General features: G+C 72.5%; 15 protein-coding genes. 4 read left to right on the top strand and 11 right to left on the bottom strand.

Annotated features, from left to right (window positions below):
• Window positions 1-352: 352 nt before the first annotated feature.
• A complete protein-coding gene (locus tag ACFYO5_RS12555) occupies window positions 353-841 on the bottom strand; it encodes a MarR family winged helix-turn-helix transcriptional regulator (RefSeq protein WP_388707652.1) in 489 nt (162 codons plus the stop codon).
• Window positions 842-944: 103 nt separating this feature from the next.
• On the opposite strand from ACFYO5_RS12555, the gene ACFYO5_RS12550 reads away from it, so the two are divergent.
• Window positions 945-2,171 carry an amidohydrolase family protein gene (locus ACFYO5_RS12550; RefSeq protein WP_388707649.1) on the top strand — a complete coding sequence of 409 codons (1,227 nt, stop codon included), beginning with the start codon at window positions 945-947 and terminating at the stop codon, window positions 2,169-2,171.
• Window positions 2,172-2,406: 235 nt separating this feature from the next.
• Here ACFYO5_RS12550 and ACFYO5_RS12545 read toward each other — a convergent pair whose 3' ends face one another.
• The 6 genes from ACFYO5_RS12545 to ACFYO5_RS12520 all read right to left on the bottom strand — a co-directional run bounded on the left by ACFYO5_RS12545 (window position 2,407) and on the right by ACFYO5_RS12520 (window position 8,396).
• The gene (locus ACFYO5_RS12545) at window positions 2,407-3,000 is read right to left on the bottom strand and encodes a sugar kinase (protein ID WP_356561307.1); all 594 of its coding nucleotides are present in this window, start codon (window positions 2,998-3,000) and stop codon (window positions 2,407-2,409) included.
• Window positions 2,997-4,148, bottom strand: coding sequence for an ROK family glucokinase (locus ACFYO5_RS12540; RefSeq protein WP_356561305.1), 1,152 nt, complete (start codon window positions 4,146-4,148; stop codon window positions 2,997-2,999). The genes ACFYO5_RS12545 and ACFYO5_RS12540 overlap by 4 nt, the downstream gene beginning before the upstream one ends.
• A gap of 482 nt (window positions 4,149-4,630) precedes the next feature.
• Window positions 4,631-5,422 carry an ATP-binding cassette domain-containing protein gene (locus tag ACFYO5_RS12535; protein ID WP_388707645.1) on the bottom strand — a complete coding sequence of 264 codons (792 nt, stop codon included), beginning with the start codon at window positions 5,420-5,422 and terminating at the stop codon, window positions 4,631-4,633.
• Window positions 5,423-5,430: 8 nt separating this feature from the next.
• Window positions 5,431-6,462 (bottom strand): ABC transporter permease, encoded by a 1,032-nt coding sequence (locus ACFYO5_RS12530; RefSeq protein WP_388707642.1) that lies wholly within the window; start codon window positions 6,460-6,462, stop codon window positions 5,431-5,433.
• The gene (locus tag ACFYO5_RS12525) at window positions 6,459-7,463 is read right to left on the bottom strand and encodes a sugar ABC transporter substrate-binding protein (RefSeq protein ID WP_388707640.1); all 1,005 of its coding nucleotides are present in this window, start codon (window positions 7,461-7,463) and stop codon (window positions 6,459-6,461) included. Before ACFYO5_RS12525 ends, ACFYO5_RS12530 begins: the two co-directional genes overlap by 4 nt.
• Before the next feature lie 195 nt (window positions 7,464-7,658).
• Window positions 7,659-8,396 carry a GntR family transcriptional regulator gene (locus ACFYO5_RS12520; protein WP_388709199.1) on the bottom strand — a complete coding sequence of 246 codons (738 nt, stop codon included), beginning with the start codon at window positions 8,394-8,396 and terminating at the stop codon, window positions 7,659-7,661.
• Window positions 8,397-8,526: 130 nt separating this feature from the next.
• Here ACFYO5_RS12520 and ACFYO5_RS12515 point away from each other — a divergent pair, with 130 nt between their 5' ends.
• Window positions 8,527-9,609: a Gfo/Idh/MocA family oxidoreductase gene (locus ACFYO5_RS12515; RefSeq protein WP_388707638.1), complete on the top strand. Its 1,083-nt coding sequence runs from the start codon at window positions 8,527-8,529 to the stop codon at window positions 9,607-9,609.
• Window positions 9,610-9,937: 328 nt separating this feature from the next.
• Here ACFYO5_RS12515 and ACFYO5_RS12510 read toward each other — a convergent pair whose 3' ends face one another.
• The 3 genes from ACFYO5_RS12510 to ACFYO5_RS12500 form a co-directional block, all read right to left on the bottom strand.
• Window positions 9,938-11,125: a cytochrome P450 gene (locus tag ACFYO5_RS12510; RefSeq protein WP_388707635.1), complete on the bottom strand. Its 1,188-nt coding sequence runs from the start codon at window positions 11,123-11,125 to the stop codon at window positions 9,938-9,940.
• Window positions 11,126-11,199: 74 nt separating this feature from the next.
• Window positions 11,200-11,868: a response regulator transcription factor gene (locus ACFYO5_RS12505; protein WP_356561294.1), complete on the bottom strand. Its 669-nt coding sequence runs from the start codon at window positions 11,866-11,868 to the stop codon at window positions 11,200-11,202.
• 89 nt (window positions 11,869-11,957) lie between these two features.
• Window positions 11,958-13,241, bottom strand: coding sequence for a histidine kinase (locus ACFYO5_RS12500; protein WP_388707633.1), 1,284 nt, complete (start codon window positions 13,239-13,241; stop codon window positions 11,958-11,960).
• A gap of 199 nt (window positions 13,242-13,440) precedes the next feature.
• On the opposite strand from ACFYO5_RS12500, the gene ACFYO5_RS12495 reads away from it, so the two are divergent.
• Window positions 13,441-13,641 carry a hypothetical protein gene (locus tag ACFYO5_RS12495; RefSeq protein ID WP_388707631.1) on the top strand — a complete coding sequence of 67 codons (201 nt, stop codon included), beginning with the start codon at window positions 13,441-13,443 and terminating at the stop codon, window positions 13,639-13,641.
• Between the two features lie 128 nt (window positions 13,642-13,769).
• Here the strand turns inward: ACFYO5_RS12495 and ACFYO5_RS12490 are convergent, their stop codons facing one another.
• Window positions 13,770-14,399 carry a dihydrofolate reductase family protein gene (locus tag ACFYO5_RS12490; RefSeq protein WP_388707629.1) on the bottom strand — a complete coding sequence of 210 codons (630 nt, stop codon included), beginning with the start codon at window positions 14,397-14,399 and terminating at the stop codon, window positions 13,770-13,772.
• Window positions 14,400-14,564: 165 nt separating this feature from the next.
• On the opposite strand from ACFYO5_RS12490, the gene ACFYO5_RS12485 reads away from it, so the two are divergent.
• Window positions 14,565-15,311: an SDR family oxidoreductase gene (locus ACFYO5_RS12485; RefSeq protein ID WP_388707626.1), complete on the top strand. Its 747-nt coding sequence runs from the start codon at window positions 14,565-14,567 to the stop codon at window positions 15,309-15,311.
• Window positions 15,312-15,342 lie beyond the last annotated feature (31 nt).

Genomic DNA, 15,342 nt, shown 5'->3' with positions numbered 1-15,342 from the left:
CGTCTTCGACTCTACGGGCGGGGTCTGACAATCGGCCCCGGGCCGGCGTCCAGGGGTGGACGGGAGGGTCCGGGGCGGGCCCGGACGCGGTGGGGCGATGTGCCGAGGGGCGGCCCGGACTCTTTGAGGGCGGTCTGCCGAGGGGCGGCCCGGACAAGGTCGAGGTACGGCGCGAGACGGGCCGGGACGGATGCGCCAGGCGCAAGGAACGCGAGCGTTAAGGAACGCGAGCGTTGTCGACAGCGAGCAGGGACGGGTTTCGCCCTCTTCGCCGGGTCTGGTCCTGCCCGAGGGTGATGTCGCGACCGGGGCACGTCCCGCGCGCGGTCCGCACCGTCGCGCCGCGGGGTGTTCAGTCCTGTGCGGGGGTACTCGCGTCGTCCTCGCCGCGGAGTTGGCGAGCGGACCAGGCACTGGCGTCGTGGCTGTAGCGGATGAGGAACTCGGCGAACCGGGTGCGTTCGGCCGGCTCCCAGGCGGCAGTGATGTGCTCGAAGGTCTCGCGCTGTTCGGAGGCGAAGCGCCGTCGCTCGGCCTCGCCGGTGTCCGTGAGTTCGAGGACGGTGCGCCGGCCGTCCGCCTGGGACGCGGCTCGCCGCAGCAGCCCGTCGGCGATGCAGGCGGCGATGGTCCGGCTGGCGACCGGCTGGGTGACACCCATCTCGGCGGCGACGCCGCCGACCGTCATCTCGCCGCGCGCGTCCGCGACCACGTTGAGGACAAGGTTGCGGGTCAGGTCCCCGCGCCCGCGCGAGGTCCGCCGCCGCAGTCGTGACAGGGCGGGTCCGACCTGGTCGAAGAGGGCCTTGCCGGTTCCCGGGGGCGTTGACGAGCTGCTCATGCCGCCATCCTAGGGAGTTTCAGTCGAGACGCATACCCATGCTGTTAGGCATGTCGATAGCTTTGGCTATATATTGGGTCGCACTCCAGGAACGAGGTAAGCCATGTCCCTAACCGCTATCACCGGTGCCCGGGTCTTCGACGGCGAGAAGACGCTGGGCGTGACCACCGTGCTTGTCGACGGCGGGCGGATCGCCCGCATCGGCGGCGACGTCCCCGACGGGGCCGAAGTCGTCGACGGCAGTGGCGCCACGCTGCTGCCGGGCCTGATCGACGCCCACGTCCACACCGGCAGGGACGCACTGGCCCTGGCGCTGCGATTCGGTGTGACGACCGAGCTGGAGATGCAGGGCACCCATACCCGGGACAACCGGGCGCACATCAGCGAGGACGACGCCGTCGCCGACGTGCGCTCCTCCGGTTTCGGCATCACCCCGCCGGGCGGCCACCCCAGCGAGCTGTTCCCCGAAGGCTTCCGTCCCGGCCCGCCCCCCGGCGCCAGGCCCGCGGGCCGGCCACCGCTGATGCCGTTCTCCAGCACCCCCGAAGAAGCCGTCGCGTTCATCCCACAGCTGATCGAACGCGGCTCGGACTACATCAAATTCATGGTCGACGACGGCAGCGTCGAAGGGCACCCCGGCCTGCCCATGCTCGACCGAGCGACCTTGCGCGCGGGCGTGACCGAGGCCAAGAGGCACGGCATGCTCACCGTCGCCCACGCCCTGACCGTGGACGCCACCCGCATGGCCATCGAGGCGGGCATCGATGGCCTGGCCCACTTGTTCATGGACCAGCCTCACACCGACGAGATCATCGACCTGGTGAAGGATTCCGGGGTGTTCGTCGTCCCTTGCGTCGTCCTGAACGCCTCCATGATGGGCATCACCGGCAGCGACCTCGCCGACGACCCGCGCGTCGCCTCCCGCCTGGACGCGGAAGGGGACAACGCCCTGCGCTCCAGCTTCGGTCACTACCCCCAGGGCAAGATCGAGGATGTCCTGGCCACCGTCAAGTCGCTCGGGGACGCCGGAGTGGACCTGCTGGCCGGCACCGACGCCTCCCTTCCCCTGCCCTTCCTGGGCGGGCTCGCCCACGGCGCCAGCGTCCACCACGAACTGCAGTACCTGACCCGGGCCGGCCTCACCCCTGTCCAGGCCCTGCGCGCGGCCACCGCCACCACCGCCCGCCGCTTCGGCCTCGATGATCGCGGTCGCATCGCCGAGGGCCTGCGCGCCGACCTCCTCCTCGTCGACGGCGATCCCACCACCACCATCTCCGACACCCTCAACACCCGAGCCGTCTGGCGCCGCGGGACCCGCCTCGCGGCCTGATCCCGCCGCCTGGCACAGAGGACTCGCACCCCACCACGGGCCGCCGGCCCGATGGTCGGCGGTCTCGCGCGTCGTCACGCTCCACGCCCGGATCCGGGGCTGGTCGCATGCCGCACCACAGCGGAGGTCTTCGTGTCCCACCTCGACGCCCGGCCGACCACCGGGGCCGGACCCGGACCGCGTACGGCGGTGAGCCACCCGTCAGCCGCGTCGGCACCCCTGCGGATCGATACGGCTAGGGCACGGTGCGCGAGACGACGTACACCATCGGGAAGATCGTGTTCCCGGTGTTCACCACCACGTCCTGGGTGGGCTGCGGGTCCTTCTGCTTGCGGACGAACCCGTAGTAGTCGCCGGGCCGGGAGCCGGGGCCGGAGAACTTCCAGCCGGTGATGGAGCGGTCGCGCTCGCTGATCGTGATGTCGTCCTTCTTCAGGTCGGACCGGCTGTAGCCGAGTTCGGCGAGGAAGGCGTCCAGGCCCTCGTGGGTGGTCTGGAACTGGACGTAGAGACGGCTGGTGCGCCAGTTGTTCGTCTCGTAATAGGCGACCTTGTTGGACGGGTGCGGGACCGGCACCTGGTAGAGACGCTGCTGGACCTTGGACGGCCAGCCCTCGGTGAGGCCGGTCGCCGAGTACTTCGCTTCTTTGTCCTTGCCGCTGTCGCGGCTCTGGTTGGCGGAGATCACCAGGTAGCCGGCCGGGACGCCGATGAGCAGGCCGATGATCAGCAGGGTGATCGCCCGGCGGCGGACCACATGCGCGCGGGTCTCGGGCGGGCGCGGCGGCTCGTCGGAGGACGCGGAGCGGTGCGTCAGGGCGGCCGTCACGCACTGTCCCCCGTGACCCGGCGGGCGGCCTCCGTGAACCGCTCGAAGCGTTCGTAGCGCTCGACGCGGCGCCGATTGGCGCGCCGGAAGCGGCGGGCGACCAGCCGGGCCAGGTCGGCGGCGCCGACCATGCCGGCCTCGGGGCCGAGCCGGGCGCGGACGATCCGGGCCTCGGGGCGGTAGCCGCGTCCGGTGAGCTGCCGCTTGAAGGCGTCGCGCGCGGGGCCGATGAGCAGGTCGTCGGCGGCGGAGACCCCGCCGCCGATCACGAAGCAGGACGGGTCGAGGGCGGCGGCCAGGTTGGCGATGCCGACGCCGAGCCACTGGCCGATGTCCTGGAGCAGCTCGATGCACATCGCGTCGCCCTCGCGGGCCAGCTCGGTGATCATCGGGCCGGTGATGTCACCGATCTGCCCCTTGACGTGCTCGATGATCCCGTACGCCACCGGGGAGTCGGCGGCGGCCAGTTCCTTGGCCTCTCTGACCAGCGCGTTCCCGGAGCTGTACTGCTCCCAGCAGCCGCGGTTGCCGCACGGGCAGCGGTGGCCGCCGGGCACGACCTGCATGTGGCCGAACTCCCCCGCGACGCCGTACTTGCCGCGCTTGACCTGGCCGTCCTCCAGGATGGCGCCGCCGATGCCGGTCCCGAGGGTGATCATGACGAGGTGGTCCTCGCCGCGGCCCGCGCCGAAGCGCCACTCCGCCCAGGCGGCGGTGTTCGCGTCGTTGTCGACGAGGACGGGCACCGCCAGGCGGCCGGCGATGCGGTCGCGCAGCGGCTCGTTGCGCCAGGACAGGTGGGGGGCGAACAGGACCCGGTTGCGGTCGGCGTCGACCCAGCCGGCCGCGCCGATGCCCACCGCGTGCACGTCGTGCCGGTCGGACAGGTCCAGGACCAGTTCGACGATGGTGTCCTCGACGACCTTGGGGCTCTTGGACTTGTCCGGGGTCTCCGTGCGGACCTTCTCCAGGATGTTGCCGTCCGCGTCGACGACGCCCGCCATCACCTTGGTGCCGCCGATGTCGATCCCGACCGTCGGCACCCGGGGCGCGGTCAGGTGGGAGCGGCGCTCGCGGGTGCCGACCGTGCGCAGCGCGGTGGCTCGGCGGGAGCCTATGGGGGCGGTGAGGTCGCGGTAGGTGCTCATCGGGGCCGATTCTGCCGCACGAGTACCCGCGGTGCCGAACCTGGGAGGCGGGGTGTGCGCACGTCGCCGGCCACGGGCACCTCATGGCCGCACCCACCGAGGCAGCGGAGCGACACGGGAACACCCGGCCACGGGCACGACCTGGCCGGGCCCACCCACGCGACGGAGCCACACGGGAACACCCCGCCACGCGCACGACGTGGCCCGGCGCACCCACCCAGCGGAGTCACACGGAAACACCCGGCCGCGCGCACCTCATGGCCGGACTCATCCACGCCACGGAGCCACACGAGAACACCCCGCCACCCGAACGGCGTGGCCCGGCGCACCCACCCAGCGGAGTCACACGGAAACACCCGGCCACGCGCACCTCATGGCCGGACTCGTCCACGCCACGGAGTCACACGGGAACACCCCGCCACGCGCACGACGTGGCCCGGCGCACCCACGCCACGGAGTCGCGCGGGACACCGCCCCGCGCCCTAGGTGCGCCGCAGCTCGTGGCGGAGATCGTCCAGGTCGCTGCCGCCCGCCATCTGCCGGGTGAGGTCGTCCAGGGTCGTCTCGTCGCGTGCGTGGTCGCCCACCATCGCCCCCCTCTTCAGGAGGACGAACCTGTCGCCGACCAGGTGGGCGTGGTGCGGGTTGTGGGTGATCAGCACGACACCCAGGCCCCGGTCGCGGGCGGCGGCCACGTACTTGAGGACCACGCCGGACTGCTTGACGCCCAGGGCGGCCGTCGGCTCGTCGAGCACCAGGACCTTCGCGCCGAAGTGCACCGCGCGGGCGATGGCCACGCACTGGCGTTCGCCGCCGGAGAGGGTGCCGATGGGCTGGTCCACGTCGCGCAGGTCGATACCCATGCGCAGGAGTTCGGCATGGGTGGTGCGGCGCATGAGGTCGACGTCCATGCGCTTGAAGGGGCCGACGCCCTTGCGGGGTTCCGAACCGAGGAAGAAGTTGCGCCAGACCGGCATCAGCGGGACGACGGCCAGGTCCTGGTAGACGGTGGCGATGCCGCGGTCCAGGGCATCGCGCGGGGAGGACAGCCGGGTCTCCTCGCCGTCGAGGCGCAGGGTGCCGGCGTCGTGTCCGTGCAGGCCCGAGATGATCTTGATGAGGGTGGACTTGCCCGCGCCGTTGTCGCCGAGGACGCAGGTGATCTCGCCCGCGTGGACACGCAGGGACACCCCCTCGAGGGCGCGGACGTTGCCGTAGTGCTTGCTGACGTCCGACAGCTCCACGAGCGGCGTACGGCTGTCGGTCCCTGTCACTGCCGGCGTCACTTGGCGGCCTCCGCGCGCTTGCGGACCCAGGCGTTGAGCAGGGTCGCGAGGAGCAGCATCGCTCCGAGGAAGAACTTGAACCAGTCGGGGTTCCACTCGGCGAAGACGATGCCCTTGCTCGTCATGCCGAAGATGAACGCGCCGACCGCCGATCCGGCCGCGCTGCCGTAGCCGCCGGTGATCAGGCAGCCGCCGATGACGGCGGCGATGATGTAGATCAGCTCGTTGCCGACGCCCTCGCCGGACTGGACGACGTCGTAGGAGAACAGCAGGTGCTGGCCCGAGATCCAGGCGCCGAAGGCGACACCCATGTAGAGGCCGATCTTGGTCTTGTGGACGGGGACGCCGACCGCGCGGGCCGCGTCCTGGTTGCCGCCCACGGCGAGGATCCAGTTGCCGGCGCGGGTGCGCAGCAGGATCCAGGAGGCCACCGCGACCAGGGCGAACCACCACAGGATGGTGATCTTGAAGTTGACGTCGCCGACGGTCAGCGTGGACGCGAAGACGTCCTGGGCGGTGGGGAAGCCCTCCATGTCGGCGATGGACTTCGTCGAGACGGTGTCGTCGATCAGCTTGGTGAACCCGAGGTTCATGCCGGTCAGCATCAGGAAGGTGCCGAGCGTGATGATGAAGCTGGGGAGGCCGGTGCGGGTGAGCATGAAGCCGTTGAAGGCGCCGATGGCGAGGGTCACCAGGAGCGAGACCCCGACGCCGACCCAGACGTTCGCCGTCATCTGGTAGCTGAACATCGACGACACCAGCGCCGAGGACGTGACCATCACACCGGCGGAGAGGTCGAACTCGCCTCCGATCATCAGCAACGCGACGGGGACGGCCATGATGCCGATCGTCGAGGACGCGTACAGGACCGTGCTGAGGCTGCTCGCGCGCAGGAAGCTGTCGGCGGCGAAGGCGAAGAAGACGAACACCGCGAGGGCGCCGACGACCGAGCCCAGTTCGGGGCGGCCGAGGAGCTTGCGCAGCGGAGAGACCTGGAGAAGCCTCTCGTCCGACGGGAGGGCGCTCACCGGGTGCCCCGCTCGGTGTACCGGGCCAGCTCGTCCGCCTGGTCCTCGGTGATGATCTGCGGACCGGTCAGCACCGGCTTGCCGCCGCCGAGCACGTCGCCGTTGTACCTGTACAGCCAGAGCAGGTCGACGGCCTGGTAGCCCTGGAGGTATGGCTGCTGGTCGACGGCGAAGCCGAGGGTGCCCTCGGCCAGACCGGCGGCCACCTTGGCGTTGAGGTCGAAGGTGTCGATCTCGGCCTTGCTGCCGGCGCCCCGCCCGGCCTTCACGGCGGTGTCGGCGTACGGCGCGCCGAGGGTGACGACGGCGTCGACCGACGGGTCGGCCTGGAGCCTGGCCTCGATCGCGGACTGCACGTCGGGCATGTTGGTGCCGGTGACGTAGAGGTCGGCGACCGAGCCGCTGAAGGTCTTGGCTACGCCCTCGCAGCGCTGCTCGTGGCCGACGTTGCCCTGCTCGTGCAGGACGCAGATCGCCTTCTTCTTCCCGCGCCTGTTGAGTTCCTCGCCGACGGCCTCGCCGGCGATCGTCTCGTCCTGGCCGATGTGGGCGAGCGCGCCGAACGCCTTCGACTCGGCGGAGCCGGAGTTCACCGTGATCACCGGGATGCCGGCCTTGCGGGCGCGGGCGAGTGCGGCCTTCATCGCGTCGGGCTTGGCGAGGGTGACGATGATGCCGTCGACCTTCTTGTCGATCGCCGCGTCGACGAGTTGCGCCTGCTGCTGCGCCTCGTCGTCGTGGGAGTAGAGGAACTTGATGTTGTCCTTGACGGCGGCCTGCTTCGCGCCGCTCTGGACGATGTCCCAGAAGGTGTCGCCATCGCCCGAATGGGTGATCATCGCGAAGGTCCAGCGGGGGGTGTTCACCGCCGCCCTCCCCTGGGCGGCCGCGGCCTCACGGGCGTCCTCGGCGCGCTTTCCCCCGGTACTGCTGCACCCCGCGAGGGATACGCAGAGCACCCCCGCCAACGCGATCCCTGTCCAGGTCCCAAACCGTGCCACGAGGCCGTGCCCTTCTTGCCGTGTTCCGACGTACGCGCGAGTCCGGCTCTCGCACCGGACACAAACGCCCCAGTATCGAACACGGGGATCATGCGTCGCATGGCCGGGCACCGCGAGTCGGTCGCATTGTCCGGACATTGCGACCAGGGACGCCTCCCGGCAGGGGGCGCGCTACGGCCGTACGAGCAGTGCGCGCTACGGCCGTACGAGCAGTTGGAACTCGAAGGAGTAGCGGGCCGGGCGGTAGATGTGGTCACCGAACTCGACCGCGCGACCGGTGTCGTCGAAGGTGGTGCGCCGCATGGTGAGCAGGGGGGCGCCCTCCGACTCGGCGAGGCGCTCGGCCTCGGCGGCGGTGGCGGCACGGGCGCCGATGGACTGACGGGCGCTGTGCAGGGTGATCCCGGTCGCCCGCATCATCCGGTACAGACCGGTGGCCTCCAGCTGGGCGGTGTCCAGGTCCAGCAGACCGGACGGGATGTGGTTGGAGAGGTACGCCATCGGCTCCCCGTGCGCGAGCCGCAGCCGCTCCACCCGGTGCACCTCGCTCCCCTCGGCCACCGCGAGCGCGGCGGCGACCTCGGCGGACGCGGGGACGACGGTGTTGACCAGCACCGTCGTCGCGGGGCGCTGGCCCGCCGCCTCCAGGTCGTCGTAGAGGCTGCTCAGTTCCAGGGGGCGCTTGACCTGGCTGTGCACGACCTGGGTGCCGACGCCCCGGCGGCGGACCAGCAGGCCCTTGTCGACGAGGGACTGGATCGCCTGGCGGACGGTCGGGCGGGACAGGCCGAGCCGTGCGGCCAGTTCGATCTCGTTGCCCAGCAGGCTGCCCGGGGTGAGCGCGCCGTGCTCGATCGCCGCCTCCAGTTGCTGGGACAGCTGGAAGTACAACGGCACCGGAGAGCTTCGGTCCACACGGAGTTCGAGCTGCACGGTCGGGTCCACCTCTGGTTTCGGCACGGGCCCGAGCGTAGCTCCGTGGCCGGTTGACGGGAAGTCGTGTAGTCCGATTGTCCGGACAAACGCATTGACAGGGCGCGGCCTCCGAGGTCACCTTGATTCCATGCGCATCGGGGTCATCGGGACGGGCCGCATCGGCACCATTCATGCGAACACACTCAGCCGTCACCGCGAGGTCGGATCCCTCATCCTGACGGACGCGGAACCCGCGCGGGCCGCGGAGCTGGCGGTGCGGCTGGGCGAGACGGCCGCGCCCGGGGTCGAGGAGATCTTCCGGTGGGGCGTGGACGCGGTGGTGATCACCACCGCCACCTCGGCCCACGCCGAGCTGATCGGCCGGGCGGCGCGCTCCGGACTTCCGGTGTTCTGCGAGAAGCCCATAGCCCTGGACCTGCCGGGGACCCTGGCGGCGATCGCCGAGGTCGAGGCCGCCGGGACCATCCTCCAGATGGGATTCCAGCGCCGCTTCGACGCCGGGTACACGGGTGCCCGCGAGGCGGTGCGCTCGGGGCGGCTCGGGCGGCTGCACACCGTGCGCGCGGTGACCTCCGACCAGTCGCCGCCGCCCGCCGCGTGGCTGCCGGTGTCCGGCGGCCTGTTCCGGGACGCGCTGATCCACGACTTCGACGTACTGCGCTGGGTGACCGGGCGGGAGGTGGCCGACGTGTACGCCACCGGGTTGGACGCCGGGCCCGCGATGTTCCGCGCCGCGGGGGACGTGGACACCGCGGCCGTCGTCCTCACCCTGGACGACGGCACCCTCGCCACGGCCACGGCGACGCGGCTGAACGGCGCGGGGTACGACGTCCGCATGGAGCTGGCCGGCGAACTGGACCAGGTCGTGGTCGGACTCGACGACCGCACGCCGATCGCCTCCACCGAGCCGACCGGACCGCCCGCCGCGGACAAACCGTGGACGGGGTTCCTGGAGCGCTTCGGGCCCGCCTACGAGGCGGAGCTGATCGCCTTCGTCGACGTCGTGCGGGGTGGGAGGTCCAACCCGTGCGACGGCCGCGAGGCCCTCCAGGCCCTGCGCGTCGCCGAGGCCTGCGAGGTGTCGCGACGGGAGCGCCGGGCGGTTTCGCTGGCGGAGATCCCGGGAGCGACGGAAGCGACCGGAACGGCTGAGTCGACCGGAACGGCAGGGTCGACCGGAACGGCTGGGTCGGCGGGGGCGGAGGCTTAGGAGGCTGAGGCTCAAGGGCGAGGGGCAGTGGGGGCAGTGGGTGGCGAGAGCCCGCGCCGCGCGTCCGGCCCCTTGTACGACGGCCCGGTGACAGCCCGCCCGGACGACCCGGCACGGACCACGGCGAGGGCGAAGCGGCGGTCTGCCGGTGACTGCGCCATGGCTCTCCCCCACTCGACGGGGTTCGCCGAGTGGACCGGGTCCGGCGGGCTCTCCCCCACTCAGCGAGGTTCCCCGACGGGACCGGGTCCGGCGGGCTCTCCCCCACTCGACGGGGTTCTCCGACGGGACCACGTCCGGGCGAGCGCCGCGGTTCCGCCCGTTCCGCCTACCAGCGCACCGGCAGGCTCCGCACCCCTCGCATCAGCATGCCCGGCAGCCACTCGCCGGGCGGGCCGTCCAGGGCGAGACCGGGGGCTCGGTCGAGGAGGGAGCGCAGGGCCGTGCGGGCCTCCAGCCGGGCCAGTGGGGCGCCCAGACAGTAGTGGAGGCCATGGCCGAAGGCGAGGTGGCCGCGGGTGTCGCGGCGTATGTCGAAGCGGTCGGGGGCCGGATAGCGGGTGCCGTCGCGGTCGGCGGCGGTGAGGCCGATCATCACGCCCTCGCCCGGGGCGACGGCCGTGCCGGCGATCTCCAGCGGTTCCGCGGCGAAGCGGAAGGTGGCGTTCTCCACCGGGCCCTCGTATCGCAGGGTCTCCTCGACCGCCCCGTCGAGGAGGGTCGGGTCGGCGCGGAGGGCGGCGAGTTGGTCGGGGTGGGTGAGGAGGGCGTGAACGGCGTTGGTGATGAGGTTGACCGTGGTCTCGTGACCGGCGATGAGGAGGATGAACGCCATCCCGCGCAGTTCGCCGGACGAGAGACGGTCGCCGTCCTCCGCGGTGGTGCGGATGAGGTCGCTGAGCAGGTCGCCGCCGGGCTCGGCGGCGCGCTTGTCCTCGATCAGCTCGGTGAGGTACTCCGCCAGCCGGACGAAGGCGTCGTACTCGTCGGCCCCGCTGGTGGGGGCGACGGCATCGTTGGACAGCTTGCGGAACTCGGTGCGGTCGATCTCGGGGATGCCGAGCAGCTCGCAGATGACGGTGATCGGCAGCGGGTAGGCGAGCGAGTCCACCAGGTCGGCGCGGCCGTGCGGGAGCATCGAGTCGAGCAGGTCGTCGGTGATCTGCTGGATCCTCGGGCGCAGTTCCGCCACGCGGCGCATGGTGAAGGCGCGCGAGACCAGCGCGCGCAGACGCGTGTGCTGGGGCGGATCGGCGGTGAGGAGGTACTTGCCGATCAGCTCCTCGTCCAGGAAGGTCACGCCGATCCGGCTGCCGTCCTTGGCCAGCCGCGGATCGGCGAGCGCGGCGCGCGCCTCCTCGTGCCCCACGACCAGCCACGTCTCGTGGTGGGCGTCGGGGCCGGGCAGCCGCACCCGATGGATGGGGCCGCGCTCCCTGAGGCGCGCGTACACCGGATGCGGGTCGCGCCGGAACTCCTCGCCGAACGTCCCCAGGTCGATCACGTGATCGGTCATCGTGCTCCCCCTCCGTCACCGCTCCAACGGACGAGGCGGTCCGCGCGTGCCCGCCCCGCCCGACGGATCCGCCGTCAGTCGCCGTCCTCCAGCAGTCCCGCGTCGTACGTCAACAGGGCGATCTGCACACGGTTGTTGAGGTCGAGCTTGGCCAGGACACGTGAGACATGGGTCTTGACGGTGGCGACGCTCATGAACAGGGCGGCGGCGATCTCGGCGTTGGACAGGCCGCGCCCGACGGCGACGGCGACCTCGCGTTCCCGCTCGCCCAGGGCGGCGACGCGCTCACGCGCGCGGGAGCGCCGGGTGTCGGCGGCGGTGCCGGCCGCGTGGGCCATCAGCCTGCGGGTGACGGTGGGCGACAGCACGGGGTCGCCGGCCGCGACCCGGCGTACCGCGTCGACGATCTGGGCGGGCGGGGTGTCCTTGAGGACGAAGCCGGCGGCGCCCGCGCGCAGGGCGCGCAGCACGTGCTCGTCGGCGTGGAAGGTGGTGAGGACGACGACCTGCGGGGCGTCCTCACGGGCGCGCAGCCGCTGGGTGGCGGTCAGGCCGTCCACCGACGGCATCCGGATGTCCATCAGGACGACGTCGGGGCGGGTGCGGTCGACGAGCGCCTCGACCTCGCCGCCGTCGGCTGCCTCGCCGACGATCTCGATGTCCTCGGCGCCGCCCATCATGAGGGACAGACCGGCCCGCACCAGGGGGTCGTCGTCGACGAGGAGGAGTCTGATCGCAGTCATGGGCCCTACGTAATCACGCTCCCGGCCCGAGAGTTGGCCGTCCGGCAGGGGCCGGCCGGCCGCTGCCGGACGGCACTGGTCGGCGTCCGTCACGGGTGCTGTGGCCACGGCAGCCAGGCCCGCACCTCGAAGCCGCCGTCCTCCCGTGGCCCGTGGTCCAGGCGGCCGCCGGCGAGCAGGGCGCGTTCGGTGAGGCCGATCAGGCCCTGGCCGGAGCCGGGGACGGCCGGGACGTCGCCCTCCGGGGCGGGGTTGCGGACCGTCACCGTGAGGCCCTCTCCCGGGGCACCGGCGACCGCGACCGCGGCCTCCGCGCCCGGCGCGTGCTTGCGGGCGTTGGTCAGGCACTCCTGGGTGATGCGGTAGGCGGTGCGGCCGACGGAGGCGGGCACGGCTGCCGGGTCGGTGACGCGCTGGTCGAGGGTGACCTTCATGCCCGCCTCGCGGGACTCGGCGACCAGCGCGTCCAGGGCGGCCAGCGTCGGCTGGGGGCGACCGGCGTCGTCGGGTTCGCCCGCCCGCAGGACGCCGATGATCTCCCGCAGGTCCTGGAGGGCCTCGTGGGCGCTCTCCCGGATGACCCCGGCCGCGCGCACGATCTCCTCGCGGGGCGCGTCCGGCCGGAACTCCAGTGCGCCCGCGTGCACGCTGAGCAGGGTCAGCCGGTGCGCGAGCACGTCGTGCATCTCGCGGGCGATGGCCTCGCGGGCCAGCCGCTGTGCCTGCTCGGCCCGCAGCCCGGCCTCCGTCTCCGCGCGCCGCGCCCGGTCGCGCAGGCTCAGCATGAGCTGTCGCCTGGACCGCACGAGCATGCCCCAGCCGATGGCCGCGAGGGTGATCAGCACCGTCAGCACCACGGCCGGCCAGTACTCCAGGTCGGGGTCCGGGCGGGCCCACAGCAGGAGCGGGATCACGGCGAGCTGGAGGCCGCCGACCCAGGCGACGTACCGGAAGGGCCGGTGCACGGCGAGGGTGAAGAGGGCGATCGTGCAGGCACCGGCCGAGGTCGTGGAGAGGAAGGCGAGGGGGATCGTCGCGGCGGCGAGGCCGACGGGCCAACGGCGGCGCAGCCAGACCACGGCGCAGGCCAGCGCGCCGAGCAGTTGATCGGCGACGAGGAGGGACTCGGGGAGGTGCTCCTGCTCGCCGAGCGTGTCCGCCACCACCAGGCCGAAGACGACCGCCAGCACGAAGCAGGTGAAGTCGACGAGCCAGTCGCGCGCGGTACGGCGGGGCCGCCGGCCGCGCGGTCCGGCGTCCGGGTCCGGTTCCGCGGCGACGGCGGACGGCAGCAGCCATCGTCGCGTCGGGAAGGTCCCTTCCGGGAAGGTCGCCGCCGCCGGTGCCGGCGTCGGCCGGTCGTCACCTCTCATGCCGACGAATCTACGCAGGGCGGGACCCCGCCACCTCTCCCCGGCCGGAACGGACGACCTGCGCCGGGGGGACGCCGACGAAAGTCGCACCGGCGCCGACCAAGGGTGTACCCGGCGCCGCCGACGGGAGCCTTCCGTCGCAGGTGTCCCGCCCCTCGGCCGATGTGCGCGGAGGGACCGCGGGGCGAGGGTCTGGGGCATGAGGCAACTACTGGAGGCCATCGGTTTCATCGCCCTGGTGCAGGGCGTCGCCGGCCTGCTGCACGAGTTCACCGACCTGCACTGGGGGCTCGTGCAGCGGCTCGGCTTCCTCGACGGCTACGAGGTCTACGCGAGCGTCGCGCTCCTGGTGCTCGCGTTCGCGCTGTTCGCCGCCGCGGAGAGCCGGAAGCCCGGCTGAGCGTGGGCGTCGCGCGGACGGTGTCGGCATGTATCGCCGGTATCGCCAGTACCGGCGGTGGAGCCCGGAGCCCGTGCTCACTCCGACCGGCAGGCCCCGGGCAGGGCGGCCGTCGGACAGGCCGGGTCTCAGGCGCCGTCCGGCAGTTCGTACGTCCCGTAGCCCGGCCGTCCGTCGAGGTCGTACGTCCGGACCGAGACCCCCGCCGCGGTCATCCGCCCGCCCGTGTACCGGAACGCGGTCGGCCGGGCCCCCTCGGTGAAGAGGCGGCGGCCGGCGCCGAGCACCACCGGGAAGGTCAGCAGGTGCAGCGTGTCGACCAGGTCGAGGGCGAGGAGGCTGCCGGCCAGGGCGGCGCTGCCGTGCACCTGGAGTTCCCCCTCGGTGCGCTCCTTGAGGGCGATCACCTCCTTGACGAGGTCGCCGTGGACGGCGGTGGCGCCCGGCCAGACCGGGTCGGCGAGCGGCGCGGAGGTGGCCACGTACTTCGGCAGCGCGTTCAGCCGGCCCGCGACCGGGTCGGCCGGGTCGGTCACCTTCGGCCAGTAGGAGGCGAAGATGTCGTAGGTGCGCCGGCCCAGCAGGAAGGCGCCGGCGCGGTCGAAGACCTCGGTGACGAACCGGCCGAAGTCCTCGTCGCCGTACGGCACGCTCCAGCCGCCCTGCTCGAAGCCGTCGCGGGTGTCCTCGCGGGGGCCGCCGGGAGCCTGGTGGACGCCGTCGAGGGTGACGAAACTGGTGAGGACGAGCTTGCCCATGGCGGGTGCTCTCCTTTGCTGGTGCTCGGAGTGGGGTCCACTGTCATCAGGTCAGACCCCGTGCCGCCCCGCAACTCATCGCGGCGGGCGGCGGTCGCGGGCCGGGCCGAGGACGGCGTCCGTTCGCCGCCAGCACGGCCGGGGGCCGGGGGCTGGAATGGACCCATGACGACTTCGGAGAAGACCCTGAACGGCAAGATGGCCCTCGTGACCGGCGGCAGCCGCGGCATCGGTGCGGCGACGGCGGTACGGCTGGCGCGGGAGGGCGCGGACGTGGCCCTGACGTACGTGAACGGCAAGGAGGCGGCGGACGACGTCGTACGGGCCGTCGAGGCCCTGGGACGCCGTGCGGTCGCGCTGCGGGCGGACTCCGCGGACGCCGCCGAGGCGGCGGGCGCGGTGGGCGCGGCGGCCGAGGCGCTGGGCGGGCTCGACGTGCTGGTGAACAACGCGGGGATCGGGGTGCTCGGTCCGCTGGAGACCCTGTCCCTGGCCGATGTGGACCGGGTGCTCGCGGTGAACGTGCGGGGTGTCTTCCTGGCCTCTCGGGCGGCCGCCGCACTGATGGGCGCCGGGGGACGGATCATCACCATCGGGAGCTGCATCGCGCAGCGGGTGCCGGGGCCCGGCGGGACGCTGTACGCGTTGAGCAAGTCGGCGTTGATCGGCCTGACGAAGGGGCTCGCCAGGGAGCTGGGACCGCGGGGCATCACGGCGAACCTGGTCCATCCCGGGCCGATCGACACGGACATGAATCCGGCCGACGGGCCGTATGCGGGTGGTCAGGCGGCGTTGACGGCGCTGGGACGGTTCGGGACGGGGGCCGAGGTGGCGTCGACGGTGGCGTATCTGGCGGGCGCGACCTATGTGACGGGAGCGGAGTTCGCGGTGGACGGCGGCCACGCGGCCTGAGCCCGGCGGGATCCCCCGCCGGGGAGCCCGC

Source organism: Streptomyces sp. NPDC006259 (assembly GCF_042870975.1).
Classification (GTDB): domain Bacteria; phylum Actinomycetota; class Actinomycetes; order Streptomycetales; family Streptomycetaceae; genus Streptomyces.
Note: the sequence above shows the minus strand (reverse complement) of the source record. Positions and strands in the feature narration are given on the sequence as shown.